General features: G+C 63.8%; 23 protein-coding genes and 1 pseudogene. 11 read left to right on the top strand and 13 right to left on the bottom strand.

Features of this window, described 5'->3' with window-relative positions; genetic code table 11:
• Positions 1-282: 282 nt before the first annotated feature.
• From OKW29_RS31485 to OKW29_RS31495, 3 genes are all read left to right on the top strand, one after another.
• Positions 283-1,467, top strand: a complete 1,185-nt coding sequence (locus tag OKW29_RS31485; RefSeq protein ID WP_429293793.1) for an acetylornithine transaminase — start codon at positions 283-285, stop codon at positions 1,465-1,467.
• Between the two features lie 19 nt (positions 1,468-1,486).
• The gene (locus OKW29_RS31490; protein ID WP_187613338.1) at positions 1,487-1,960 is read left to right on the top strand and encodes a GNAT family acetyltransferase; all 474 of its coding nucleotides are present in this window, start codon (positions 1,487-1,489) and stop codon (positions 1,958-1,960) included.
• 262 nt (positions 1,961-2,222) lie between these two features.
• Complete coding sequence (locus tag OKW29_RS31495; RefSeq protein ID WP_018421572.1) at positions 2,223-2,516, top strand: GYD domain-containing protein; 294 nt, start codon at positions 2,223-2,225, stop codon at positions 2,514-2,516.
• A 133-nt stretch (positions 2,517-2,649) separates the two neighbouring features.
• On the opposite strand, the gene OKW29_RS31500 is transcribed toward OKW29_RS31495, so the two are convergent.
• From OKW29_RS31500 to OKW29_RS31530, 7 genes are all read right to left on the bottom strand, one after another.
• Complete coding sequence (locus OKW29_RS31500; protein ID WP_026225995.1) at positions 2,650-3,354, bottom strand: ABC transporter ATP-binding protein; 705 nt, start codon at positions 3,352-3,354, stop codon at positions 2,650-2,652.
• A gap of 17 nt (positions 3,355-3,371) precedes the next feature.
• The gene (locus OKW29_RS31505; RefSeq protein ID WP_184023151.1) at positions 3,372-4,163 is read right to left on the bottom strand and encodes an ABC transporter ATP-binding protein; all 792 of its coding nucleotides are present in this window, start codon (positions 4,161-4,163) and stop codon (positions 3,372-3,374) included.
• A gap of 20 nt (positions 4,164-4,183) precedes the next feature.
• A complete protein-coding gene (locus OKW29_RS31510) occupies positions 4,184-5,353 on the bottom strand; it encodes an ABC transporter permease subunit (protein WP_184023149.1) in 1,170 nt (389 codons plus the stop codon).
• Between the two features lie 26 nt (positions 5,354-5,379).
• Positions 5,380-6,330, bottom strand: coding sequence for a branched-chain amino acid ABC transporter permease (locus OKW29_RS31515; RefSeq protein WP_018421576.1), 951 nt, complete (start codon positions 6,328-6,330; stop codon positions 5,380-5,382).
• 228 nt (positions 6,331-6,558) lie between these two features.
• Positions 6,559-7,755 carry a branched-chain amino acid ABC transporter substrate-binding protein gene (locus OKW29_RS31520; RefSeq protein WP_429293794.1) on the bottom strand — a complete coding sequence of 399 codons (1,197 nt, stop codon included), beginning with the start codon at positions 7,753-7,755 and terminating at the stop codon, positions 6,559-6,561.
• A gap of 543 nt (positions 7,756-8,298) precedes the next feature.
• Positions 8,299-9,258 carry a 4-hydroxy-3-methylbut-2-enyl diphosphate reductase gene (ispH, locus tag OKW29_RS31525; RefSeq protein ID WP_184006365.1) on the bottom strand — a complete coding sequence of 320 codons (960 nt, stop codon included), beginning with the start codon at positions 9,256-9,258 and terminating at the stop codon, positions 8,299-8,301.
• Between the two features lie 2 nt (positions 9,259-9,260).
• Positions 9,261-9,716, bottom strand: a complete 456-nt coding sequence (locus OKW29_RS31530) for an FKBP-type peptidyl-prolyl cis-trans isomerase (protein ID WP_090801560.1) — start codon at positions 9,714-9,716, stop codon at positions 9,261-9,263.
• Between the two features lie 206 nt (positions 9,717-9,922).
• Between OKW29_RS31530 and radC the strand changes: the two genes are divergently transcribed.
• The 4 genes from radC (at position 9,923) to nadB (ending at position 13,284) form a co-directional block, all read left to right on the top strand.
• Entirely contained in the window at positions 9,923-10,837 is a 915-nt protein-coding gene (gene radC / locus OKW29_RS31535) for a RadC family protein (RefSeq protein WP_429294979.1), read from the top strand.
• Between the two features lie 210 nt (positions 10,838-11,047).
• A complete protein-coding gene (gene rpmB / locus OKW29_RS31540) occupies positions 11,048-11,281 on the top strand; it encodes a 50S ribosomal protein L28 (RefSeq protein WP_007180631.1) in 234 nt (77 codons plus the stop codon).
• A 10-nt stretch (positions 11,282-11,291) separates the two neighbouring features.
• Positions 11,292-11,459 (top strand): 50S ribosomal protein L33, encoded by a 168-nt coding sequence (gene rpmG, locus OKW29_RS31545; protein WP_008919555.1) that lies wholly within the window; start codon positions 11,292-11,294, stop codon positions 11,457-11,459.
• Positions 11,460-11,685: 226 nt separating this feature from the next.
• Complete coding sequence (nadB, locus tag OKW29_RS31550) at positions 11,686-13,284, top strand: L-aspartate oxidase (RefSeq protein WP_184023143.1); 1,599 nt, start codon at positions 11,686-11,688, stop codon at positions 13,282-13,284.
• Positions 13,285-13,408: 124 nt separating this feature from the next.
• On the opposite strand, the gene nadC is transcribed toward nadB, so the two are convergent.
• The 6 genes and pseudogenes from nadC to purN all read right to left on the bottom strand — a co-directional run bounded on the left by nadC (position 13,409) and on the right by purN (position 20,279).
• A complete protein-coding gene (nadC, locus tag OKW29_RS31555; protein ID WP_429293795.1) occupies positions 13,409-14,332 on the bottom strand; it encodes a carboxylating nicotinate-nucleotide diphosphorylase in 924 nt (307 codons plus the stop codon).
• The gene (gene nadA / locus OKW29_RS31560; RefSeq protein WP_187630486.1) at positions 14,332-15,471 is read right to left on the bottom strand and encodes a quinolinate synthase NadA; all 1,140 of its coding nucleotides are present in this window, start codon (positions 15,469-15,471) and stop codon (positions 14,332-14,334) included. The genes nadC and nadA overlap by 1 nt, the downstream gene beginning before the upstream one ends.
• Positions 15,472-15,601: 130 nt before the next feature.
• Entirely contained in the window at positions 15,602-16,798 is a 1,197-nt protein-coding gene (locus tag OKW29_RS31565) for a DesA family fatty acid desaturase (RefSeq protein ID WP_429293796.1), read from the bottom strand.
• A 6-nt stretch (positions 16,799-16,804) separates the two neighbouring features.
• Positions 16,805-18,222: pseudogene (locus OKW29_RS31570) on the bottom strand (mechanosensitive ion channel family protein).
• A 147-nt stretch (positions 18,223-18,369) separates the two neighbouring features.
• Entirely contained in the window at positions 18,370-19,629 is a 1,260-nt protein-coding gene (locus OKW29_RS31575; protein ID WP_187619047.1) for an RsmB/NOP family class I SAM-dependent RNA methyltransferase, read from the bottom strand.
• Positions 19,626-20,279, bottom strand: a complete 654-nt coding sequence (purN, locus tag OKW29_RS31580) for a phosphoribosylglycinamide formyltransferase (protein WP_090801571.1) — start codon at positions 20,277-20,279, stop codon at positions 19,626-19,628. Before purN ends, OKW29_RS31575 begins: the two co-directional genes overlap by 4 nt.
• Before the next feature lie 138 nt (positions 20,280-20,417).
• Between purN and OKW29_RS31585 the strand changes: the two genes are divergently transcribed.
• The 4 genes from OKW29_RS31585 to coaBC all read left to right on the top strand — a co-directional run bounded on the left by OKW29_RS31585 (position 20,418) and on the right by coaBC (position 26,267).
• Positions 20,418-21,413: a bifunctional riboflavin kinase/FAD synthetase gene (locus OKW29_RS31585; RefSeq protein WP_429293797.1), complete on the top strand. Its 996-nt coding sequence runs from the start codon at positions 20,418-20,420 to the stop codon at positions 21,411-21,413.
• Positions 21,414-21,581: 168 nt separating this feature from the next.
• Complete coding sequence (gene ileS / locus OKW29_RS31590; protein ID WP_429293798.1) at positions 21,582-24,419, top strand: isoleucine--tRNA ligase; 2,838 nt, start codon at positions 21,582-21,584, stop codon at positions 24,417-24,419.
• Positions 24,419-24,925, top strand: a complete 507-nt coding sequence (gene lspA, locus OKW29_RS31595; protein WP_429293799.1) for a signal peptidase II — start codon at positions 24,419-24,421, stop codon at positions 24,923-24,925. The genes ileS and lspA overlap by 1 nt, the downstream gene beginning before the upstream one ends.
• A 124-nt stretch (positions 24,926-25,049) precedes the next feature.
• On the top strand, positions 25,050-26,267 hold the full coding sequence (coaBC, locus tag OKW29_RS31600) for a bifunctional phosphopantothenoylcysteine decarboxylase/phosphopantothenate--cysteine ligase CoaBC (RefSeq protein WP_429293800.1): 1,218 nt from the start codon (positions 25,050-25,052) through the stop codon (positions 26,265-26,267).
• The last annotated feature ends 17 nt before the right edge of the window (positions 26,268-26,284 follow it).

Here is a 26,284-nt window from a genome sequence, read left to right on the forward strand (position 1 = left end):
GCCAGTGCAAATTCATGGTTTACACCAGCGCTTTTCTTATCGTATTCTTTCGCGCATGAACCGCATCCAGTCCGAATTCCGACGTCGCCGCTCGCCGCTCCCCTAGGGACGCCGCTGGCTTCGTCACGGACTCGCGCCACACAAAACCTGGGCGCAAGCTGTTCGAATCATGAAAGCCACGGCATGCCGTGGCTTTTCTGTTTTTCCGGCCGCCGTTTTTATTGGCCAAATCGTCACCGTTTCTTCACCCTGCTCTTACCCTTTTGCCTGGAGCCTGCCGTCATGAATTTCAATGAGTATCCAATCGATTCGCTGATGTACATCACGAACCGGCCTGAAATCGTTTTCACGCACGGCAAAGGCTCGTGGATTTACGACAACAACGGCAAGCGCTACCTGGATTTCATTCAGGGCTGGGCGGTCAATAGCCTCGGCCACTGCAACGACGGCATGATCGAAGCGCTGAACCAGCAGGCCAAGCTGCTGATCAACCCGTCGCCGGCGTTCTACAACGAGCCGATGGCGAAGCTCGCGGGCCTGCTCACGCAGCACAGCTGCTTCGACAAGGTGTTCTTCGCGAACAGCGGCGCCGAGGCGAACGAAGGCGCGATCAAGCTCGCGCGCAAGTGGGGCAGGAAGTTCAAGGACGGCGCGTTCGAGATCATCACGTTCGACCACAGCTTCCACGGCCGCACGCTCGCGACGATGTCGGCCAGCGGCAAGCCGGGCTGGGACACGATCTACGCGCCGCAGGTGCCGGGCTTCCCGAAGGCGGACCTGAACGACATCGCGTCGGTGGAAAAGCTGATCAACGCGAAGACCGTCGCGGTGATGCTCGAGCCGATCCAGGGCGAAGGCGGCGTGATCCCCGCAACCCGCGAGTTCATGCAGCAACTGCGCGAGCTGACGAAAAAACACAACATCTTGCTGATCGTCGACGAAGTGCAAAGCGGCTGTGGTCGCGCCGGCACGCTGTTCGCGTATCAGCTGTCGGGCATCGAGCCGGACATCATGACGCTCGGCAAAGGCATCGGCGGCGGCGTGCCGCTCGCGGCGCTGCTGTCGAAGGCGGAAATCGCCGTGTTCGAAGCGGGCGATCAGGGCGGCACCTACAACGGCAATCCGCTGATGACCGCGGTCGGCTACTCGGTGATCTCGCAGCTGACGGCGCCGGGCTTCCTCGAAGGCGTGCGCTCGCGCGGCGAATATCTGCGCACGAAGCTGCTCGAACTGTCCGAGGAGCGCGGCTTCAAGGGCGAGCGCGGCGAGGGTCTGCTGCGCGCGCTGCTGCTCGGCAAGGACATCGGCAACCAGATTGTCGAGAAGGCGCGCGACATGCAACCCGACGGCGTGCTGCTGAACGCCGCGCGTCCGAACCTGCTGCGCTTCATGCCGGCGCTTAACGTGACGACCGGAGAAATCGACCAGATGCTGGCGATGCTGCGCTCGGTTCTCGACTCGCTGTAATCAACCACGGAGCGCACCGATGACGACGAACACGACGCTGTCGATCCGCCGCTTCGACGCGACCGATACCGAAGCCGTGATTGCGCTATGGCAGGACGTGTTTCCCGAGTATCGCGACGTGACGCGACCGCAGCGCAACCCGCGTCAGTCGATCGCCAACAAGCTCGCGACGCAACCGGAGCTGTTCTTCGTCGCGGTGCTCGATGGACGCATCGTCGGCACCGTAATGGGCGGCTATGATGGACACCGCGGCTGGTTGTATTCGCTCGCGGTCGACGCATCGCTGCGACGTCATGGCATCGGCACGCGGCTCGTCGCGCACGTCGAGAGCGAGTTGACGAAGCTTGGTTGTCCGAAGCTGAACCTGCAGGTACTGTCGTCGGCAACGGCTGAAATACGGGCGTTCTACGATGCGCTCGGGTATCGTACCGATGCGGTGATCAGCCTCGGCAAGCGGCTCGGCCAATACGCCGACGCGGCCCCGGCCAGTTGATTCGCGTCGTACGCCTGATTAAAGAAAGCCGCATGCGTTGTTTGACGCATGCGGCTTTTTCAATGGTTCTCCCGCAAGCAGCGCACATATCGGCGGATTCGGACAAATAGCAGATGGCGAGCAGTTGGATTGCCTAGAATCGTTTACGCACGAGACGACGCCGGCGCTGGAAAGACAGGTTTGCGGCGAATCGCGACCCTTCCCCCCGGGGGCGGCTCATGCGTCTGAGTCCCAACGCGTTGGAATCCTAAGGGGAATCTTCATGGCGACTTATGTGGTGCTCCTGCAATTTACGGATCAGGGTATCCGCACGATCAAGAACAGTGCAGAGCGAGCCGGGCAGGCGGCGGAAATGGCGAAATCTTTTGGCTGCGAAATGAAGCAGATCTACTGGACGTTAGGGGCATACGACGTTGTCTCGGTCGTCGAAGCGGCAGACGAGCAGAGCTTCCTCGCCTTCGGCTTCGCACTCGGCTCGGCCGGCAATGTCCGCTCGCAAACGCTGCGTGCGTTCACAAAAGACGAAATCAGTTCGGTTATCGGGCGACTCCCTTAATTCACGTCCCAACCAGAAAAATAAAACGCGCCCCGCGACATTGCATCGCGGGGCGCGTTGCAAGCCGGACGTGTGCGCCACCGGCGCGCACGTCCAACTCGTCACATGCTTATTCACCCACTCGTTCGCCCGCTCATTCGCCCAAATACGCGGCCCGAACCTTCGGATCGTCGAGCATCTGCTTCGCGTCGCCCGACATCGTGATCAAACCGGAGTCCATCACGTAGCCGCGATTCGCCGCCTGCAGCGCGAGCCGCGCGTTCTGCTCGACGAGCAGCACGGTCATGCCTTCAGAGGAAATCAGGCGCACCACTTCGAAGATCTTCTCGACCATGATCGGCGACAGACCCATCGACGGTTCGTCGAGCAGCAGCAGTTTGGGCCGCGAGATGATCGCGCGTGCCATCGCGAGCATCTGCTGCTCGCCGCCCGACAGCGTGCCCGCGTATTGCGATGCACGCTCCTTCAGACGCGGAAAGAAGCCGAACATGCGCTCGACGTCCGACTTGATGCCATCGTCATCGTTGCGCAGATACGCACCCATCTGCATGTTCTCGACGATCGACATGCGCGCGAAAATGCCGCGCCCTTCCGGCACCATCGCGAGACCGCGCTTCAGAAGCTCATGCGCGGGCAGGCCCTTGATCGACTGACCCATGTACTCGATGTCACCGGCCGCATACGCCTTCAGGCCGGTGATCGCCTTCATCGTCGTGGTTTTGCCCGCGCCGTTCGCGCCGATCAGCGTGACGAGTTCGCCCTGCCCGACCTCGAGGTCGACACCCTTGACCGCCTGGATGCCACCGTAGTTGACCTGCAGGCCCTTGATTTTCAACATTGCTTGCGTCGTGGACATCAGTGGACCCCCGCACCCAGATAAGCTTCGATCACCTTCGCATCCTTCTGCACGTCCTGCGGCAAACCTTGCGCAATCACCTTGCCGTAGTCGAGCACCGTCATCTGATTGCACAGACCCATCACGAGCTTCACGTCGTGTTCGATCAGCAGAATCGTCTTGCCGTCCGCACGGATCTTGTCGAGCAGCCTGGTCAGCTCGACCTTCTCGGTGGCGTTCATGCCGGCCGCCGGTTCGTCGAGCGCGAGCAGCTTCGGATCGGTCGCCAGCGCACGCGCGATTTCGAGCCGCCGCTGGTGGCCATACGACAGGTTGCGCGACGTATAGTCCGCGTACTGCGTAATGCCGACGTAGTCGAGCAGTTCGAGCGCGCGCTCCTTGATCTCGCGCTCTTCCTGGCGTTCGGCCGGCGTCTGGAACACCGCGCCGAGCAGACCGTGCTTCGTGCGCACATGACGGCCGACCATCACGTTTTCGAGCGCGGTCATGCCGCCGAACAGACGGATGTTCTGGAACGTGCGCGCAATGCCCGCCTTCGCGACCTGATAGACCGCGGTCGGCGTGTAGCTCTCGCCGTCGAGCTTGAACTCGCCTGAATCCGGCGTGTACAGACCCGTGATCACATTGAAGAAGGTGGTCTTGCCGGCGCCGTTCGGGCCGATCAGGCCGTAGATCTCGCCCGCGCGGATCTGCAGGCCGACCTCGGAAAGCGCCTGAAGGCCGCCGAAGCGCTTGTTGACGCCCTTCACCGACAGCCGGGTCGTCGCGTTGTTGCTTACGTTATCGCTCATGTCTTTTTCTCCACCGGACCTTATGCGCGCACCGGCTTCTTGCCGCCACGCTTCGCCAGCTTCGCAATCCTGTCTTCGTGCTTCGGCGCGGGCCACAGGCCTTCCGAGCGGTACAGCATGATCACGACCATCGCGAGGCCGTACAGCAACTGACGGATCACTTCGGTATCGACGATTTCATGGCCGAAGATCATGTTCTGCAGCGGACCCATCGTCGAGCGCAGGAACTCGGGGAACACCGCGAGCAGCACCGCCCCGAGGATCACGCCCGGAATGTGGCCCATGCCGCCGAGCACCACGCAGGCGAGCACCACGACCGATTCCCAGAACGTGAACGATTCCGGCGACACGAAACCCTGGAACGAGCCGAACATGGCGCCCGACAGGCCGCCGAACGACGCGCCCATCGCGAACGCAAGCAGCTTCACGTTACGGGTATTGATGCCCATCGCCTTGGCCGCGATTTCGTCTTCGCGGATCGCGGCCCACGCGCGGCCGATCCGCGAATGCTGCAGACGCGTACAGGTCCAGATCACGAACAGCGCGCACAGCACGAACAGGTAGTAGTACAGGTACACCGACGGAAACTGCATGCCGAACAGCGAGTGTGTCTGCGCGAGGCTGAAGCCGCCGACGGACACCGGATCGATCCCGGTGATCCCCTTCGGGCCGTTGGTGATGTTCACCGGACGGTCGAGGTTGTTCATGAAGATCCGCACGATTTCCCCGAAGCCGAGGGTCACGATCGCGAGGTAGTCGCCACGCAAACGCAGTGTCGGCGCACCGAGCAGAATCCCGAACATCGCGGCGAGCGCCATCGCGATCGGCGCGATGATCCAGATCGGCACGTGGATGCCGTTCGGCGCGAGATGCGCGATCCACGCGAATTGCGTCGCGAGGTGCGGTGAGCTCAGCAGCGCGGCCGTGTAGGCGCCGATCGCGTAGAACGCGATGTAGCCCAAGTCCAGCAGGCCGGCAAAGCCGACCACCACGTTCAGGCCCAGCGCGAGCATCACGTACAGCATCGCGAAGTCGAGCACGCGGACCCAGTAGTTGCCGCCCGCGGCGCCGATGACCATCGGCGCCGCGATCACGAAGATCGCCGTGAGAATACCGATAGTCAGCGTCTTCGTGCGGTTCTTTTCGGGGATGAGCGTCGTGGACGGCTCGATCGGTTGAATTGAGGTCATGATTGTTGACTCCTTGTGGCCCGGGATCAGGCGCGATCCGCGACACGTTCGCCGAGCAGGCCCGACGGACGGAACACCAGCACGACGATCAGCACGATGAACGCGAACACGTCCTGGTAGTTACTGCCGAACACGCCGCCCGTGAGGTCGCCGATATAGCCGGCACCCAACTGCTCGATCAGGCCGAGGAGCACGCCGCCGACCATCGCGCCGCCGAGATTGCCGATACCGCCGAGCACCGCCGCGGTAAAGGCCTTCAGGCCAGGGATGAAGCCCATGTAGAAGTGCGCGTTGCCGTATTCGGACGCGATCATCACGCCGGCGAGCGCAGCCAGCGCCGAGCCGATCATGAAGGTCGCCGAAATCACGAAGTTCGGGTTCACACCCATCAGACTCGCGACGTTCGGGTTCTCGGCGATCGCGCGCATGGCACGGCCGAGCCTGGTCTTGTGCACGAGCAGCAGGAGGCCGCCCATCACGAGGAACGCCGCCACGATGATCACGATTTCAGTCATCGAGATCACGGCGCCGGGCGTCGTGTCGGTGGCCTTGATCACGTTGATCGGGTCGGTGGGCAGCAGTTGCGGGAACGGCAGCGGATTGCGCGACCAGATCATCATCGCGAGCGTCTGCAGCAGAATCGACACACCGATCGCGGTGATCAGCGGCGCGAGACGCGGCGCACGCCGCAACGGCCGGTAGGCGACCCGCTCGATCGTGTAGCCGACCACCGCGCAGACCGCCGCCGCGATGATCAACGCGATCACGAGCGTCAGCACATTGCCGAGGCCGGGGAAGTGGTTCTGCAGCACACCTATGGCGGAGAGCGCAACCATCGCGCCCACCATCAACACGTCGCCGTGGGCGAAGTTGATGATGCCCAGAATGCCGTAAACCATCGTATAGCCCAGTGCGATGATGGCGTAGACACTGCCAAGCACCAGTCCATTCAGGATCTGCTGGATGAAGATATCCATTTAATGCTCCTTAGCCCGTGCGACTGGATTCGCGTTTTTCATCTGCCGGTGGGCGGTGATGCGCTACGAATCTCAACGGCACTGCGGGTACTGATGTAAAAGACCGGTAAGGGTTATCCGTTGCCGGCTTGCCCTGACGACCGTGATGCGGTCGCGAGCTCACCTTGGGCGGATGCAAAAACGGCACCGTTGGATGGTGTCGGTGCCGTCAGGCCGTACTTCCCGTCATCACATCTTTACGACGTCGAGCACTGCTTTCTTGCCGTCCTTGAAGTCGTAAAGCGTAATGGCGCCCTCTTTCAAATCACCCTTGTCGTCGAACGCGATGTGGCCGATTACCCCGTTGTAATCGGTCGAAGGCATCGCAGCCAGCACCTTGGGCGCCTCGATAGAATTAGCGCGCTTCATTGCATCGACGATCACGTACACAGCGTCATACGTGAACGGCGCGTAAATCTGCACCGGCGTGTGGAAGCGGTCCTCGTACTTCTTTTCGAAGTCCGCTCCATTGGTCATTTTCGAAAGCGCGAGTCCTGCTTCCGAACAGACCAGGTTTTGCACGGCGGTACCCGCCAGCTCACCTACCTTGTCGGTACACACACCGTCGCCGCCAAGGATTTTTGCCCTGATACCGAGCGCCGCCGCCTGCTTCGTAAAAGGCCCGCCCGTCGCGTCCATGCCGCCGAACATGATGGCGTCCGGCTGAACACTCTTGATCTTCGTGAGAATGGCCCGGAAATCCGTGGCCTTGTCGCTCGTCGCCTCCCGCGCGACGATCTTCGCTCCGCTCGCCTCGGCGGTCTTCGTGAACTCGTCCGCGAGACCTTTGCCGTAGGCGGTCGCATCGTCCACGACCGCGATGCGTTTGGCACCCAGCGCCTTCGTCGCGTAATTGGCGAGCGCCGGACCCTGCTGCGCGTCGGTCGCGACCACCCGATAGGTCGTCTTGAACCCTTGCTGCGTATAGGCCGGATTCGTCGACGACGGCGAGATCTCGACGATGCTCGCGTCGCTATACATCTTCGACGCCGGAATCGAGACCCCGGAGTTCAGGTGTCCGATCACCGCGACCACGTGATCGTCGACCAGCTTCTGCGCGACGGCGGTGCCGGTTTTCGGGTCCGCCGCATCGTCCTGCGCGTCGAGTTGCAGCTGGATCTTGCGACCGTCGATCGTCAAACCCTGCGCATTGATTTCTTCGACCGCGAGGCGCGCCCCATTTTCGTTGTCCTTGCCCAGGTGCGCGATGCCGCCCGTCAACGGAGCCGCATGACCGATCTTCACGATAGTCGCTTCGCTCGCGGTGGCAACCGCCGCGGCCCCCGATGCGCCCGTTCCCGCTTCGCCATCCTGTTTCTTGCCGCACGCGGTCAGCATCGCAACCGTGGCCGCGATGGACACGGCGTAAGCAAATTTGACTCGCATCAAGTAAGGTCTCCTGCGCCTTGCAAAATCCACTGTCCAGGACCTCAAGGCCTTGAGAACGCGCGCATTGTAACTCCAATTATGCAGGTGGCAATATTGTTGAACCGGTGGGGTTTTCCTGCATTGCAACCTGATTTTGAGAGCGAAATCCGTTAAAAGGCGCAACCTGGTTGCGATCCGTTTTCGTGCACCAGTTGCACCGGTGCCGAACCCGCTGGCATCAAGTGTTGCGGGCGCTCGGCGCGAATCCCGGATAGGCCGGGCTTTGCGTCGGGTATGACCATTTAGCGCGCGCTCGGTAAATTGCACCAATTCGGTGCATGCTCAATCCGTCTTAAAGCTTTTGCGAGCTTAAAACGGGGACGCATCGCGCCAAAATCGATAAAAGCCCCGATCACAATTCAAAATAATTTGTGCGCGAGACCACCGAAAGTTGACCGGTCATTCGATGTGGCACTTAATTTAATCGGAGGTTCGTCGGGCACGGGCATAAAAAAAGCGCGCCCACGGGCGCGCTTTCCTTTCAGTGTAGCTAACGGATTGTCAGGCTGGCAGACCGAGCCCGCGTGGCAGCGGAAACGCGATGTTTTCCTCGATGCCCTCGAGCGCGCGCACGTTGCGCACACCCAGTTCGCGCAAACGCGCGATCACCGCCTGCGCCAGCACCTCCGGCGCCGACGCACCGGCGGTCACGCCAATGCGGCGCTTGCCCTCGACCCAAACCGGATCGATCTGATCGGGCGAATCGACCATATAGGCTGGCACGCCGAGCTTCTCGGCGAGCTCGCGCAAGCGGTTCGAATTCGAGCTGTTCGGACTGCCGACGACGATCACGACGTCGCACTGCGGCGCCATGAACTTCACTGCGTCCTGGCGATTCTGCGTGGCGTAGCAGATGTCCTGCTTCTTCGGCTCACGGATGGACGGGTACTTGGCCTTCAGCGCGCCGATGATTTCGGCGGCGTCGTCGACCGACAGCGTGGTTTGCGTGACGAAGGCGATCCGCTCCGGATCGGCGAGCTGCAACGCCTGCACATCCTCGATGTCCTCGACCAGATGCATGCCCTCGGCCGCCTGGCCCATCGTGCCTTCGACTTCCGGGTGGCCCTTGTGGCCGATCATCACGATGTCGAAACCGTCCTGGCGCATCTTCGCGACTTCGATATGCACCTTGGTCACGAGCGGACAGGTGGCGTCGTACACCCGCAGCCCGCGCGACTCCGCCTCCGAGCGCACGGCCTTCGACACGCCATGCGCGCTGAAGATCACCGTGTTGCCCGCCGGCACTTCGTCCAGGTTCTCGATGAAGATCGCTCCCTTCTTGCGCAGGTCTTCGACCACATAGGCGTTATGGACGATTTCGTGACGCACGTAGATCGGCGAGCCATACAGCTTGATGGCCCGCTCGACGATCTCGATCGCCCGGTCGACGCCGGCGCAGAACCCGCGTGGCTGGGCCAGCAGGATCTCCGCTTCGGCAAGAGTCGTATCCGTGATGCTCATGTTTACAGAATCCCGATGATTTTCACTTCAAACGCCAGCGCCTGGCCGGCAAGCGGGTGATTGAAATCGAATAGGGCCGACGTTTCGCCAACTTCCTTCAGTACGCCGGCATAGCGCCCGCCGCCCGGCGCGTTGAATTCGACCAGGTCACCCGGGGAAAAATCCTCGCCGATCATGCTGTTCTCCCGCAGCGTGGCGAGGGACACGCGCTGGATCAGATCCGGATTGCGCGGGCCGAACGCCTGGCCCGGCGCTAGCTGAAAGGTCGAATGGCGGCCCACCTTCAAACCCAGCAAAATATCTTCCAGCGGCGGCGCCAGTTGACCGGCGCCGAGCAGCAGCGTGGCCGGCTTGTCGTTGAACGTGTTGATCACTTCGGCGCCATCGGCAAGGGAAAGCCGGTAATGCAGCGTGACGTGTGAACCGGGTTTCACCTCGGAAATATCGATGATGCTCATGCAATGCTCGCTCAGTCGAAGCGCTGCACGCGTGCGCCGCGGGGCAGTCGACGCGTGTGGCAAACCGTCGGCGTGCCGTGCGCAAAGTGTCTATTGTAAGCCACCTAGCGGGCGCCGGCTTGAGTCCGTCGCGCGCGAGGGCGGCACGGCCCGGCGGCGCATTGCGCCGCGTGCGCCGTCAACCTTACGCGGAGGACTCTATATATATGGCTGATTTCGCCAGCACAATCGACGAAACACCTGCGCCAACGCTGCGACGACCGAAGGCGCCGGCACGCGCCGGAGGCGGCGTGAAAGCCGCCGCGAATCGGTCGGCCGAGGCCCCGTCAAAAGCCGCCGACTCCACCGCCCGCTGCCGGCGGCAACTGTTTCGGGGTAAATGGCTCCGGCGCGACATGCCGCGCGAGCGACTGATCGAGCAGGGCCCCGACGTGCTGTCGGACACTGAAATGATCGCGCTCGTGCTCGGCTCTGGCCTGCCCGGTCACGACGTGTTCAGCGTCGCGCGGGCGCTGCTGGATCGCTTCGGCTCCCTGCGCGCGATGCTCGACGCGACTTATGCGGACTTCGACGGCATTCGCGGCATCGGCCCGGCGAAAAAAGCGCAATTACTCGCGATCATGGAAATGGCGCGTCGCTCGCTGGTCGACAAGATGCGCAAGCGCCCGCTAATGAATTCGCCCGAAGCGGTCGAAAGTTATCTGCGCCTTCTGATCGGCGGACAGCCGCAGGAGGTGTTCGTGTCGCTGTTTCTCGACGCCCGGCATCGGCTGATCCGCTGCGAGGAAAGCGCGCGCGGCTCGCTCACGCGGATGGCCGTGTATCCGCGCGAGATCGTGCGGCGGGCGCTCGCCGCGAACGCGGCCAGCCTGATCGTCGCGCATAATCATCCGTCCGGCGCCGTCGAGCCGAGTGCCAGCGACTGCCGCCTCACGCAGACGCTGCGCGATGCGCTCGCGCTCGTCGATGTGCAGTTGATCGATCATCTGGTGATCGGCGCGGACACCGTATATTCGTTCGCCCGCGCCGGCTGGCCGGGGCTCGCGCGCAAGCCCGCTCGAGCGCGGGAAGCGGAATGGCCGCCGTACGACGCAGCGTCCCGCATCGCAAATAAGGTTTGATTTTGCGGCTTTTTTTCTGCTAGAATTCCGGTTTGCCTATTTCCAACCCCCTGTTCCGAAGCCATCAAGGCGTTCCGCAAAGGTCAGGCAGCTGTGGTAGCGAAGTGTCTCCATGCAAATTCGGCGCAACTTCGCACACTTTCAGCGCGGCTCTTTTCGGGAAACTTTCACGGCGTTCGAACTCAGAATTAGCGTATTAGGAGTGCTCTCATGGCACGCGTATGCCAAGTAACTGGGAAAGCGCCGATGAGCGGCAACAACGTTTCCCACGCGAACAACAAGACCAAGCGCCGGTTCCTGCCGAACCTGCAAAACCGCCGTATCTGGGTGGAAAGCGAAAACCGTTGGGTGCGTCTGCGCGTTTCGAACGCCGGCCTGCGCCTGATCGACAAGAACGGTATCGACGCTGTGCTCGCAGATTTGCGCGCACGCGGTGAAGCCTAAGGAGTAAATCATGGCGAAAGGCGCACGCGACAAGATCAAGCTGGAATCGACCGCAGGCACGGGTCACTTCTACACGACCACGAAGAACAAACGCAACATGCCGGAAAAGATGCTGATCAAGAAATTTGATCCGGTCATCCGCAAGCACGTTGACTACAAGGAAACCAAGATCAAGTAATCTTGGCTCTCCAGCCTGACGAAGGCAAAAACATGAAAAGCCTCGCATTCGTGCGAGGCTTTTTTGTTTTTGCGCGGACCTCGCGATAGCTCCGCAAGGCGCGCGCGAATCGCCCTATTCCGTTTGGCCAGCTTTCGCCAGGGCGATGCGGCGCGTATCCTTTGTCGTTTTCGCGGCGTGCGGTTCGCGCGCCGTCATCGCAAAACGAAAGACGGAGATGTGGGCAATGGAATTCGATGTGGCGATTGTCGGTAGCGGTCTGGCTGGTTTGAGCGTCGCGCTCAATCTCGCGCAGACACGGCGCGTTGCTGTGATCGCCAAGCGATCGCTGACCGAAGGCGCGAGCGACTGGGCGCAAGGCGGCATCGCCGCGGTGCTCGATTCGGCGGACAGCGTCGAGAATCACGTGCGCGATACGCTGACCGCAGGCGGCGGCCTGTGCGACGAGGCGGCGACACGCTTTATCGTCGAGCATGGGCGCGCCGCGATCGAATGGCTGATCGGACAGGGCGTGCCGTTCACGAAAGACGAGGCCGCCGAACTGGGCTTTCATTTGACGCGCGAAGGCGGCCATAGCCATCGCCGGATCATTCACGCGGCCGACGCGACCGGCCACGCGGTCGTCGCCACGCTCAGCGAGCAGGTGCGCCAGCATCCGAACATCACGCTGTTCGAAGACCATCACGCAATCGACCTGATCACGTCCGAACGCCTCGGCCTGCCCGGCCGCCGCTGCCATGGTCTGTATGCGCTCGATCTGCAAAGCGGCCGCACCGTTACGATCGAAGCGCCGCATACGGTGCTCGCGACCGGCGGCGCCGGCAAGGTCTACCTGTACACGACCAACCCCGACACCGCGACCGGCGACGGCATCGCGATGGCATGGCGCGCCGGCTGCCGCGTGTCGAACATGGAATTCATCCAGTTCCACCCAACGTGCCTGTTTCACCCGTACGCGAAGTCGTTCCTGATTTCGGAAGCAGTGCGCGGCGAAGGTGGCATTCTGAAACTGCCGGATGGCACGCGCTTCATGCCCAATCACGACGAGCGCGCGGAGCTTGCGCCGCGCGACATCGTCGCGCGGGCGATCGACTTCGAGATCAAGAAACGCGGCATCGATTGCGTGTACCTCGACATCAGCCACCAGCCGGCCGCGTTCCTGCACGAGCATTTCCCGACGATCCTGGCGCGCTGCCTCGAGTTCGGCATCGACATCACGAAGGAGCCGATTCCAGTGGTACCGGCCGCGCATTACACGTGCGGCGGCGTCGTCACCGATCTGGCGGGCCGCACCGATCTCGCGGGTCTCTACGCAGTCGGCGAAACGTCCTGCACCGGCCTGCACGGCGCGAACCGACTTGCCAGCAATTCGCTGCTCGAATGCCTCGTGACCGGCCGCTCCGCCGCCAAGGCGATCGAAGCAGAAGGCTTCGCTGCCGCCGTTCACGCGCCGCTGCCGGCCTGGGACGAAAGCCGCGTGTCCGATCCGGACGAGGAGGTCGTGGTCGCGCACAACTGGGACGAACTGCGCCGGCTGATGTGGAACTACGTCGGTATCGTGCGCACCGACAAGCGACTCGAGCGCGCGAAGCATCGGCTCGCGTTGCTGCGCGACGAGATCCACGAGTACTACGCGAACTTCAAGGTGAGCCGCGATCTGCTGGAACTGCGCAATCTGGTCGATGTGGCGTCGCTGATCGTGGACAGCGCGCGCTCGCGGCGCGAAAGCCGCGGCCTGCATTTCAGCCGCGACTGGCCGTCGACATTACCCAAGGCGCTACCGACGGTGCTCACGCCGAAGTATGTACGCAGGCCGAATACCTGACAGCCTTGGGCCGAAATACACGCTGAAACGACGCCACAAACGACAAGGCCATTGCCGGTAAGCTCCGGCAATGGCCTTGTTAAGTCGTCACGAGTGTCGACTGTCGCGCTAAAACGCGCGGCGCTCAAACGATCCGCATCGAGTAGTCGGTCGCGCGCACGTCTTTGGTCAGTGCGCCAATCGACACGCGGTCCACGCCAGTCTCCGCGATCGTGCGCACGGTCTCGAAATTCACGCCGCCGGACACTTCGAGCACCGCGCGCCCGGCCGTGATGCGAACCGCGTCGCGCATCATGTCGAACGAGAAGTTGTCGAGCAGGATCGACTGCGCGCCATGCGCGAGCGCAGTTTCCAGTTGTTCGAGCGTTTCGACTTCGATCTGGATCGGCACGCCCGCATTCAACGCGAGCGCCGCGTCCATCGCCGCGCCCAAGCCGCCGGCCGCGGCGATATGGTTTTCCTTGATCAGAATGCCGTCGTACAGCGCGAGCCGCTGGTTCGCACCGCCGCCGATGCGCACCGCGTACTTTTGCGCGAGCCGCAAGCCTGGGAGCGTCTTGCGCGTATCGAGAACGCACGCGCGCGTGTGAGCAATCGCGTCGACATAGCGGCGCGTCGCGCTCGCCACGCCCGACAGCAGCTGCAGGAAATTCACCGCATTGCGCTCGGCGGTCAGCAGCGCGCGCACCGGCCCGCGAAGATCGCAGACCGTCGTGTCGGCGCTCATGCGGTCGCCCTCGCGGTAACGCCATTGAACTACGATGCGAGGATCGACCGCGCGCATCACTGCGTCGAACCACGGCACGCCGCACAGTACCGCTTCCTCGCGCACGATGATGCGCGCGTCGTGAACGTCATCGGCAGGCACGAGGCGGCCGGTCTGATCGCCGGTGCCGATATCTTCGGCGAGTGCATCGGCGACATTGCGTGCGAGCGCCGCGTCGAACGCCACGCCATATTGCGCGTGAATCGCCGCGAAAAGCGGCGACACTGCGTCGGCCCCTTCGCGCACCAGTACCTGCTCAGGCGCCTTCTCCACCACCTTCATTACGCTGCCCCCACATTCGAATACAGTTGCGCGTCGCGCGCGAGATCGCCGCTCGCCTGCACGCGCTTCTTGTGACGCGCCGCGAAATCGAGCATGCGATCGATAGGTAGACGCGCACGCTCGCCGATCCCACGCTCGACGAAGATTTCGTTGTGGCCGCGCTCGAGCACATCGGCCAGATTGGCGAGTCCGTTCATCGCCATCCACGGGCAATGCGCGCAGCTCTTGCAGGTCGCGCTGTTGCCGGCCGTCGGCGCGGCAATCAGCGTCTTGCCGGGCGCGGCGAGTTGCATCTTGTGCAGGATGCCGAGGTCGGTCGCGACGATGAAGTGCGTCGCGTCGAGCTTCTGCGCGGCGTCGATCAACTGCGTGGTCGAGCCGACCACGTCCGCCTGGGCGACCACGTTGGCCGGCGACTCCGGATGCACGAGCACCTTCGCGTGCGGATAATCGGCGCGCAGCAGATCGAGTTCGATGCCCTTGAATTCGTCGTGCACGAGGCACGAGCCCTGCCACATCAGCATGTCCGCGCCGGTCTTGCCCTGGATGAAGCTGCCGAGATGACGGTCCGGCGCCCAGATGATCTTCTCGCCGCGCGCATGCAGATCGGCGACGATCTCCAACCCGATCGACGACGTCACCATCCAGTCCGCGCGCGCCTTCACGGCCGCGCTCGTGTTCGCGTACACGACCACCGTGCGGTCCGGGTGTGCGTCGCAGAACGCCGAGAACTCGTCGACCGGACAACCGAGGTCGAGCGAACAGGTCGCATCCAGATCCGGCATCAGAATGCGCTTGTCTGGACTGAGGATTTTAGCGGTCTCGCCCATGAAGCGCACGCCCGCGACCACCAGCGTCTGCGCCTCGTGATCGCGGCCGAAGCGCGCCATTTCCAGCGAATCGGCCACGCAACCGCCGGTTTCGTCGGCGAGTTCCTGCAATTCGGCGTCGACATAATAGTGCGCGACCAGCACCGCTTTCTCGCGCTTGAGTAATTCGCGAATGCGCGCCTTCAGCGCCCGCTTTTCTTCCGCCGACGGCGTCTCGGGCACCTTCGCCCACGCCTGCCCAATCCCGCAGGTCGTGCCCTGCGCCTGAGGCCGATCGAATTCGACGGTCCTGATCGCCTGCTGCTTCATCATCTCCTCTGCCCTCACCTGGCCGCCGCGGCTTGCCGATCGCGCTACACGCGCAATGCATTTCCACGGCCCAAAAATGCAAAACCCCGCCAACGCGGGGTTTTGTGACGTCCTGAAATTTTAATGGATTTCAGGCATAGCGACGCAGTCGCATCGCGAAGTCTTGCAGCGCCTTGATACCGCTCTGCTCTGCGCGATGGCACCAGTCCTGCAATTGCACCAGCAATTGCTCGCGCGACGCGTTGGAGCGCTCCCACATTGCCGCCAGTTCGTTGCGCATGTCGATGTAGGTCTTCAGCTTCTGGCTGTTCGCGAAAATCTGCGGCAGCTGGAGCTTCTGCGGCTCGTTCAGGCCCGCCTCTTCCTTGTGGAACCAGCTGCGCGCACCACGCATCACCTGATACTTTTCGCGCGCGCCGACTTCCTTCAGATGCGCGAGCTCCTGGCGGTATGCGCGCTTGATCGCTTTCGCGTAACGCGCCATCACTTCGTAGCGGTTCGCGAGCACGGCCTGCAGCGTGTCCTGATCGAGCACGAGCTTGCCGGTGGTCAGGCGCGGCGTCGGTGCGACCTTCTTCACTTTGGCCAGACGAAACGCCTGCATGATGCGGATGTACATCCAGCCAATGTCGAACTCGTACCACTTGTTCGACAGCTTCGCCGACGTCGCATACGTGTGGTGATTGTTATGCAGCTCTTCGCCACCGATGATGATGCCCCACGGGATAATGTTGGTGCTCGCATCCGACGAATTGAAGTTGCGATAGCCCCAGAAGTGCGCGAGGCCGTTGACCACGCCCGCGGCCCAGAAAGGGATCCACACCATCTGCACGGCCCAGATGGTCAGGCCGACGACGCCGAACAGCGCGACGTTGATCACCATCATGAGGCTCACGCCAAGAATCGGGTACTTCGTGTAGACGTTGCGCTCCATCCAGTCGTTCGGTGTACCGTGACTGAACTTGCGCATCGTTTCTTCGTTTTTCGCTTCGGTGCGATAGAGTTCGGCGCCTTGGAGCAGCACCTTCCAGATGCCGCGCGTCTGCGGGCTGTGCGGATCCTCTTCGGTCTCGCATTTCGCGTGGTGCTTGCGGTGAATCGCGGCCCACTGGCCGGTCAGCATGCCGGTGGTCATCCACAGCCAGAAGCGGAAAAAATGACTGGCGATCGGGTGCAGATCCAGCGCGCGATGCGCCTGGCAGCGATGTAGATAGACGGTCACGCCGATAATCGTGATGTGCGTCACGATCAGCGTGTACACGACGAGTTGCCACCACGAGAAATGCAGTAGCCCGTGGGCAAGGAAATCGAGCAAAGAATTCAACAAGGTAAGTTACCTGCAGAACGAAAGATACGAAGCACACGCGGCGCGCGTGTCATGAAAGTGAAAGCATACAGCGGGATAGGACGATATTCTACTTGAACGATTCCAAGTGTTTGTAACAAATAGGGATTTTTTGTGCGCAATCAAGTCGATAGCAATTGCCTGGGCACTGGCGCATGCCTTGCCGCGGCGCGAAATGGGGCTTAACGGGTGCGGCATTGCGCCGCTTGCCTGACCGACGATGCGCACCTCGCGTTGCGGGAGCGCAATAGTGATGCCGTGCTCGGAAAAGAGACGCCAGATATTGCAGTTGATGGTTGTGAGCACGCCACGTGCCGCTCACCGCATCTTCGATCCAGAAACCCAACTCGAGATTGATGCCGTCCCGGCCAAAGCCGACCAGAAATGGCGTCGGCGCCGGTTCGCGCAGCACCCGCGGCACGTCGGCGGCGGCCTGGGCGAGCAGCGTCATCGCCGGCTCGACGTCGGATGTGTAGGCATCTGCACGGCCGCCCGCGCATAGCCGCGGGTCAGATACGACGACTGGTTCTGCACGACGTCGGTGATCAGCTTTTCGTTCGGAATCAGCGTCCTGATGCCGTCGAGTCCGCGCACCACGGTATAGCGTGTGCGGATCTGCGTGACGCGGCCCTGCAGGCCGCTCACGTTGATCGTGTCGCCGATCCGCAACGAGCGATCGAGAAGGGTGATGAAGCCCGATACATAGTTGCTCGCGATCTTCTGCATGCCGAAGCCGAGCCCGACGCCGAGCGCGCCGCCGAACACGCCGAGCACCGTGATGTCGATGCCGACGATCGACGGGCTGATCAGGATCGCCGCCAGCACGAAGGCCGCTCGGCCGACGCGCGCGACCACGACCTTCAGATTCGCGTCGAGCGTCTTCGTGCGCATCAGGCGATCTTCGAACCACGAGCCGAGCCACATCGCGACGATCAACGTGACGGCGACCCACGACAGCCCCGTGATCAGCGACAGCAGCGTCATATGCGCATTACCGACGCCAAAGCTCACGCTGTCCATCCACGCGATCACGGCGTTCTGAATGCCCAATAGCGTGAGTACCATGCCGATCCAAACGACTACCGACACGATCTTCTCGACGAGAAACAGCCACGGATGCTCGCCACCTTCGCGGTTGAACACCCGCCGAAGAAGAACACGATGTAGATCAGCCCAATGCCGGCGAGCGGCACCAGCGCCAGATCGAGCAGCGTGGTGTCCATGAACTGGCCGGCGATCGCCCGCGCGAGCCACACCAGTGCCGCGCCGATCAGCGGAAAAGCCGCCCGGTCGAGGCTTTCCATGCCGAAACGCAGGCTCTCGTAGCGCGTCGATTGCGGCCGCTTGATGCGCCGGCGCAGCGTCCGCGCGAGCAGCCACGCGACGAGCAGCGTCGCAAGCAGGATCGCGACCTGTCACAGCATCACGCGCTGACCGAAGTCGCGCGCGATGTCGCTGAACATGTGGGTAAAGTCGTATGCACGGATGTCGCCGGAATGGCCGGCGCGCGCGGATTCATCCGCCAATCCGCGCGCCGGCCTGCAGCCGGTTGCCTAGCTCTGGCGCTCGAGCACGGCGGCGAAAAAGCCGTCGGTCGCGTGGCGGTGCGGCCACAGCGACAGGTAGTCGCCCATCTCCAGCTCGATACGCTGCTCGGCAAGGACGTCGCGCACCGGCACCAGCGCGAAATCAGGATGATCGGCGAGGAACTGCTGCACCACCGCCTCGTTTTCGGCTTCGAGAATCGAGCACGTAGCATAGACGAGCCGGCCGCCCTTCTTCACGAGACGCGCCGCGCTCGTGAGAATCGACGCCTGCTTCGGCGCTAGCTCGGCGATCGACTCCGGCGACTGGCGCCACTTCAGATCCGGGTTGCGGCGCAGCGTGCCGAGGCCGCTGCACGGTGCATCGACGAGCACGCGGTCGATCTTGCCAGCCAGACGCTTGATCTTCGCGTCGTGTTCGCTGTCGATCAGCACCGGGTTCACGTTCGACAGGCCGCTGCGCGCGAGACGCGGCTTCAGCTTCGCGAGACGCCGCTCGGAGATATCGAACGCGTAGAGCCGGCCGGTCGAGCGCATTGCCGCGCCGAGCGCCAGCGTCTTGCCGCCCGCGCCCGCACAGAAATCGACGATCATCTCGCCGCGCCGAGGCGCGACCACCGAGCACAGCAGCTGGCTGCCCTCGTCCTGCACTTCGAGCCAGCCCTGCTGGAACGCGTCGAGCTTGGTGAGCGCCGGCTTGCCGACCACGCGCACCCCGAGCGGCGCGAACGGTGTCGCGCCCGCCTCGATGCCCGCCTTCGACAGCGCACCCAGCACGTCGTCGCGGCTCGCCTTGATCGGGTTCGCGCGCAGATCGAGCGGCGCCGGGTAGTTCAGCGCGGCGGCCAGCTGCGCGAGCTCGGCGGCCTCGAAGCGCGAGCTGAGCGCCTGGCTGATCCAGTCGGGCAGGTTCAGGCGAATCCGCAGCGGCAGGCTTTCCGGGTCGATCTTCGCCACGTGTTCGAGCCACGTCGCTTCGGCCTCGGTGACGAACGGCTTGAGCGCCGAGCGTCCCGCCGTCTGCATCAGGCCCAGCAGCGCCATGCGACGCGCGGGGCTGCCAGTGCCGCTTTCGGCCAGATGCGCGAACTCCATCCGGCGGCGCAGCACGGCGAACACCGCCTCGGCGATCACGCCGCGCTCGGCGTGCCCGAGCTTCGGATGCGCGCGGAAGAAGCGGCTCGTGGTGGCGTCGGCGGGGCCGTTCAGCCGCAGCACTTCGGCCAGCAGCGTTTCAGTTTGTCCAATCAGGAAACCATGCAATCTCATGCGCCCTCTCCGGCGGTGTGACCGGCAAAGAGCCATTGCGGCTCCGACGGCGTAAGCGTGACGCGCGAGCCGTCCAGAGCGAGACGCCCTTCGACGAACCAGCGCACCGCGCGTGGATAAATGATGTGCTCGGTGGCGAGCACGCGTGCGGCGAGCGTCTGTGCGGTATCGCCCGCCTCGACAGGCACCGCCGACTGCAAGACGATCGGCCCGTGATCCAGCTTTGATGTGACAAAATGCACCGACGCGCCGTGGAACCGCACGCCGGCGTCGAGCGCCTGCTGATGGGTCTTCAGACCCGGAAAGCTCGGCAGCAATGACGGGTGCACGTTCAGCATGCGCGCTGCGTAGTGGTCGACGAAGCGCTCGGTCAGCACGCGCATGAAGCCCGCGAGCACGACGAGGTCCGGCGCGATGGCGTCGATCTGCTCGGCGAGTGCCGCGTCGAAGCTGTCGCGATCCGGAAACTGGCGGTGGTCGACCACCGCCGTGGCGATGCCATGCGACGCCGCGAACGCGAGCCCCGCGGCATCGGGACGGTTGGCAATCACGGCGGCGACCCGCGCCGGCCAGCCCTCGCTCGCGCAGGCGCGCACGATGGCTTCCATGTTGCTACCCCGCCCGGAAATCAGGATGACGAGTTTTTTCATGCGCGGATTTTATCATTCGGCAATCGCCGGACCGCGACCGCGCAGCCGTCTGTTGCGCCAAGCGTTTATAATCGATTGTTTTGTGGCACCCCGCCCGCGCCCCTATTGCAATCGCAGCAACGCCTGCAACCCACTATCGTGAGAGTCTTCCGCGGCCTTCCCAATGCCGAGAGCCGCGCGCCGTGCGCGCTGACCATGGGCAACTTCGACGGTGTCCACCGCGGCCACCAGGCTCTGCTCGCCCACGTCCGCGCGGCCGCGAACGCGCGTGGCCTGCCCGTCTGCGTGATGACCTTCGAGCCGCACCCGCGCGAGTTCTTCAACCCGGCCGGCGCGCCGCCGCGCATCGCGATGCTGCGTGACAAGCTCGAGGCGCTGCGCACCAACGGGGTCGACCGGGTCGTCGTCGAGCACTTCAATCACACGTTCGCGAGCCAGTCGCCAGATGCGTTCGTCGAGCGGATCATCGTCAACGGCTTGCACGCGCGCTGGATCATGATCGGCGACGACTTCCGCTACGGCGCGAAGCGCGCCGGCGATTTCGCGTCGCTGCGGACGGCCGGCAAGCAGTACGGTTTCGAAGTCGAACAGATGGCGACGGTCGCCGATCCGTCGGGCGCGCGCATCTCGAGCTCGGGCGTGCGCGCGGCGCTGGTCGCGGGCGACCTCGACTCGGCGCGCGCAGCGCTCGGCCGCGACTATCTGATCAGCGGCCACGTCACCCATGGCATGAAGCTCGGCCGCGATCTCGGCTTTCCGACGCTCAATCTGCCGATCGCGCACAAGCGTCCGGCACTGGCCGGCATCTTCGTCGTACAGGTGCATGGCATCGCCGAGCAACCGCTGCCGGCCGTCGCGAGCCTCGGCCTGCGCCCCACCGTCGACGATTCCGGCCGTGTGCTGCTCGAAGTGCACCTGCTCGATTGGCACGGCGACGCGTATGGCAAACTCGTGCGCGTCGAATTTCTGAAGAAGCTGCGCGACGAGGAGAAGTTCGTCGATCTCGAAACGCTGACCGCCGCGATCGCGCGCGACGTCGCCAATGCGCGCGCATGGTTCGCTGCGGTCGGCGCCGGCACGCCGGGCAGCCGTTCCACCGGTTTCGCCACCTCGGCCACCGACCGAATTAGATAACCACCGCGGTTCGGGCCGGCGCGGCGCGCCGCACGAACCGTCGCCGCGCGCATCGAAGGGCGTCCGGGCTTCACGCGGAGCCGCCTGCCGGGCGCGTCCCACGCTCCTCGCGCAGCGCGCAATCCGCGCGCCGCTACGCATAGAAACGAATTCACCGCCACCCACATCATGAGCAACAAGAAAGCTGATTCGAAACCGCAGTCCCGCTACCCGGTCAACCTGCTCGACACACCGTTCCCGATGCGCGGCGACCTGCCCAAGCGCGAGCCGCAATGGGTCAAGGACTGGCAGGAACGCAAGGTGTACGACAAGATCCGCGCCGCCTCCAGGGGCCGCACGAAGTTCATCCTGCACGACGGCCCGCCGTATGCGAACGGCGACATCCACCTCGGTCACGCGGTGAACAAAATCCTGAAGGACATGATCGTCAAGGCGCGCAATCTGGCGGGCTTCGACGCGGTCTACGTGCCAGGCTGGGACTGTCACGGCATGCCGATCGAAATCCAGATCGAAAAGCAGTTCGGCAAGTCGCTGCCGGCGGCCGAAGTGATGCAGAAGGCGCGCGCCTACGCGACCGAGCAGATCGAGAAGCAGAAGGCGGGCTTCCGCCGTCTGGGCGTGCTCGGCGACTGGGACAATCCGTACAAGACGATGAACTTCGCGAATGAAGCCGGCGAAATCCGCGCGCTCGCGAAAATCATGGAAAAAGGCTACGTATTCCGCGGCCTGAAGCCGGTCAACTGGTGTTTCGACTGCGGCTCGGCGCTCGCCGAAGCGGAAGTCGAGTACAAGGACAAGACCGATCCGACCATCGATGTGCTGTTCAGCTTCGCCGAACCAGAGAAGACCGCGCAGGCGTTCGGCCTCGCCGCGCTGCCGCGCAACGAAGGCGGCATCGTGATCTGGACCACTACGCCGTGGACCATCCCCGCCAACCAGGCGCTGAACCTGCATCCGGAACTCGTCTACGCGCTCGTCGACACGCCGCGCGGCCTGCTGATCCTCGCTGAGGAACGCGTCGAGGCGTGCCTGAAGCTGTACGGCCTCGAAGGCACGGTCGTCGCGACGACGCCGGGCGAAAAGCTCGTGAACCTGCGCTTCAACCACCCGCTCGCGTCCGCGCATCCGGGCTACAAGCGCACCGCGCCGGTCTACCTCGGCGACTACGTGACGACCGAAACCGGCACCGGCGTCGTGCACTCGTCGCCGGCGTACGGCGTGGAAGACTTCGTGTCGTGCAAGGCGCACGGCATGGCCGACTCGGACATCATCAACCCGGTGATGGGCGACGGCCGCTACATCGAATCGCTCGCGCTGTTCGGCGGCCTGTCGATCTGGGCTGCCAATCCGCAGATCGTCGAGGCGCTGCAAGGCGCCGGCTCGCTGCTGCGCACCGAGAAGTACACGCACAGCTATATGCACTGCTGGCGCCACAAGACGCCGATCATCTACCGCGCCACTTCGCAGTGGTTCGCCGGCATGGACGTGAAGCCCAACGACGGCGACAAGACGCTGCGCGAGACCGCACTCGAAGGCATCGAGAACACGGCGTTCTATCCGTCGTGGGGCAAGCAGCGCCTCTTCAGCATGATCGCGAACCGCCCGGACTGGACGCTGTCGCGGCAGCGCCAGTGGGGCGTGCCGATGGCGTTCTTCGTGCACAAGGAAACCGGCGAGCTGCATCCGCGCACGCTGGAGTTGCTCGAACAGGTCGCGCAGCGCGTCGAGGAGGAAGGCATCGAGGCATGGCAGACGGTCGATCCGCGAGAGCTGATCGGCGAGGACGCCAACCTGTACGAAAAGAACCGCGACACGCTCGACGTGTGGTTCGATTCGGGCACCACGCACTGGCACGTGCTGCGCGGCTCGCACAAGGACGAGCTGCAGTTTCCGGCCGACCTGTACCTCGAAGGCTCGGACCAGCATCGCGGCTGGTTCCATTCGTCGCTGTTGACCGCGTCGATGCTCGACGGCCGCCCGCCCTACAACGCGCTGCTCACGCACGGCTTCACCGTCGACGGCGAAGGCCGCAAGATGAGCAAGTCGCTCGGCAACGGCATCGATCCGCATGAAGTCGCAAACCGCCTCGGCGCGGAAATCATCCGCCTGTGGATCGCGTCGACCGACTACTCGGGCGAGCTCGCGATCTCCGAGGAAATCCTGAAGCGCGTGACGGAAGGCTATCGCCGCATCCGCAATACGCTGCGCTTCCTGCTCGCGAACCTGTCGGACTTCGACTTCGCGCAGCACGCGCGTCCGGTCGAAGACTGGCTCGAAATCGACCGTTACGCGGTGACGCTGTCGGCGAATCTGCAGAACGACATCCTCGCGCACTACGAGAAGTACGAGTTCCACCCTGTCGTCGCCAAGTTGCAGACGTTCTGCTCGGAAGACCTGGGCGGCTTCTACCTCGACGTGCTGAAGGACCGCCTCTACACGACCGCGGCGGATTCGGTCGCCCGCCGCTCGGCGCAGACCGCGCTCTACCACATCGCGCACGGGCTGCTGCGCGTGATGGCCCCGTTCCTGTCGTTCACCGCGGAAGAAGCGTGGAAGGTGTTCCAGCCCAATAGCGAGACGATCTTCACCGAGACGTACCACGCGTACCCGGCCGTGCCGGACGCGGGCGCGCTGCTCGACAAGTGGACGCTGCTGCGCGCGGTGCGCGGCGACGTGACCAAGGCGCTCGAAGAGGCGCGGGTCGCGAACCTGATCGGCTCGTCGCTGCAGGCGGAAGTCGAAATCCGCGCGAGCGGCGCGCGTTACGACGCACTCGCGAGCCTCGGCGACGACCTGAAGTTCGTGCTGATCACGTCGGCGGCGAACGTCGTCAAGGTCGACAGCGAAGCCGATGAAGGCGTCGAAGTGATCGCGTCGAAGTACCTGAAGTGCGAGCGCTGCTGGCACTACCGCGCGGACGTCGGCGCGAACGCCGAGCATCCGTCGCTGTGCGGCCGCTGCTTCAGCAACCTGTTCGGCAGTGGCGAATCGAGGAGCGCGGCATAATGGCGAGAACCATGTCGAAAACGCGCACCGGAAGCAGTTCGCTCGCACCCTGGCTCGGCATCGCGCTGATCGTCATCCTGTTCGACCAGCTGACGAAAATCGCCGTGCGCAAGGTCTTCGCCTACGGTGTGCCGCACGAGGTCACGCCGTTCTTCAACCTGATTCTCGTGTTCAACCGCGGCGCCGCGTTCAGCTTCCTCGCGATGGCGGGCGGCTGGCAGCGCTGGGCATTCACCGCGCTCGGCGTGGTCGCGGCGCTCGTGATCTGCTATCTGCTCAAGCGGCATAGCGGGCAGAAAATGTTCTGCGCGGCGCTCGCGCTGATTCTCGGCGGCGCGCTCGGCAATGTGATCGACCGGCTCGCGTACGGCCACGTGATCGACTTCCTCGATTTCCACGTGGGCGGCTGGCACTGGCCGGCGTTCAATCTCGCCGACAGCGCGATCACGATCGGCGCGATCCTGCTCGTGATCGACGAGCTGCGGCGGGTACGCGGCACACGCTAACGTCGCCGACGTGATGCACGGTCGCGGCTGCGCGAGCCGTGCCTCAGGTCCGGTTTGAAGCGCGCGGCGACGACGGGCAACGCCCTCGCGCCGCCGCGCGATCACGCTTTGTCGGAGGCTTTCGTTGGCAACCGCAGAACTCGCAGGCAAACACCTCGTCCTCGGCATGACGGGCGGCATCGCCTGCTACAAGATCGCCGAACTCACGCGTCTGCTGACCAAGGCAGGCGCGACCGTGCAGGTCGTCATGACCGAAGCGGCCACCCAGTTCATCACCCCCGTCACGATGCAGGCGCTGTCGGGGCGGCCGGTCTTCACGAGCCAGTGGGACGGTCGCGTGCCGAACAACATGGCGCACATCGATCTATCGCGCGAAGCCGATGCGATCGTGATCGCGCCGGCGTCGACCGACTTCCTCGCCAAGCTCGCGCACGGCATGGCCGACGATCTGCTGTCGACGCTGTGCATCGCACGCGACTGCCCGCTGCTCGTCGTGCCGGCGATGAACCGGCAGATGTGGCAGAACCCGGCCACGCAACGCAACGTCGCGCAACTGCGCGCGGACGGCGTCGAGGTGCTCGGCCCCGATTCGGGCCCGCAGGCCTGCGGCGAAATCGGCGATGGGCGCATGCTCGAAGCGGCCGCGACCTACGAGGCGGTCGCGTCGTTCTTCGCGCCGAAAATCCTGTCCGGCCGGCGCGTGCTGCTGACCGCCGGGCCGACCTTCGAACCGCTCGACCCGGTGCGCGGCATTACCAATCGTTCGAGCGGCAAGATGGGCTTCGCGCTCGCGCGCGCCGCGCAGCAGGCCGGCGCCGATGTGCATCTGGTGGCCGGTCCGGTCGCGCTGGAAACGCCGTGGGGCGTCTTGCGCGAGGATGTGCAGACCGCGCAGCAGATGCACGACGCGGTGATGCGCGCGGTCGCGGAGGCGGACATTTTCATCGGCGTCGCGGCGGTGGCCGACTGGCGCGTCGACCACGTCAGCGGTCAGAAGATCAAGAAGACCGCCGAGCACGCGCTGCCGAGCTTTTCATTCGTCGAGAATCCAGACATCCTCGCCGCGGTCGCCGGGCTGCCGAAGCCGCCGTTCGCGGTCGGCTTCGCCGCCGAAAGCGACAACCTCGAAGTCCACGGCGAGGAAAAGCGCGCCCGCAAGAACGTGCCGCTGCTGATCGGCAATCTGGGGCCGCAAACGTTCGGGCTCGACGACAACGAAGTGATTCTGTTCGAAGCAGGCCGCGCGACGAAGCTGCCACGCGCCGACAAGCAGACGCTGGCGCGCGCGCTGATCGCGGAAATCGCGAAGCGTCTGCCGGCCGGCATCAGTCCGGTTGGCTGAACGAGCGAGCGGCCGTG

The sequence above is a fragment of the Paraburkholderia sp. CI3 genome (assembly GCF_050436505.1).
Classification (GTDB): Bacteria; Pseudomonadota; Gammaproteobacteria; order Burkholderiales; family Burkholderiaceae; genus Paraburkholderia; species Paraburkholderia tuberum.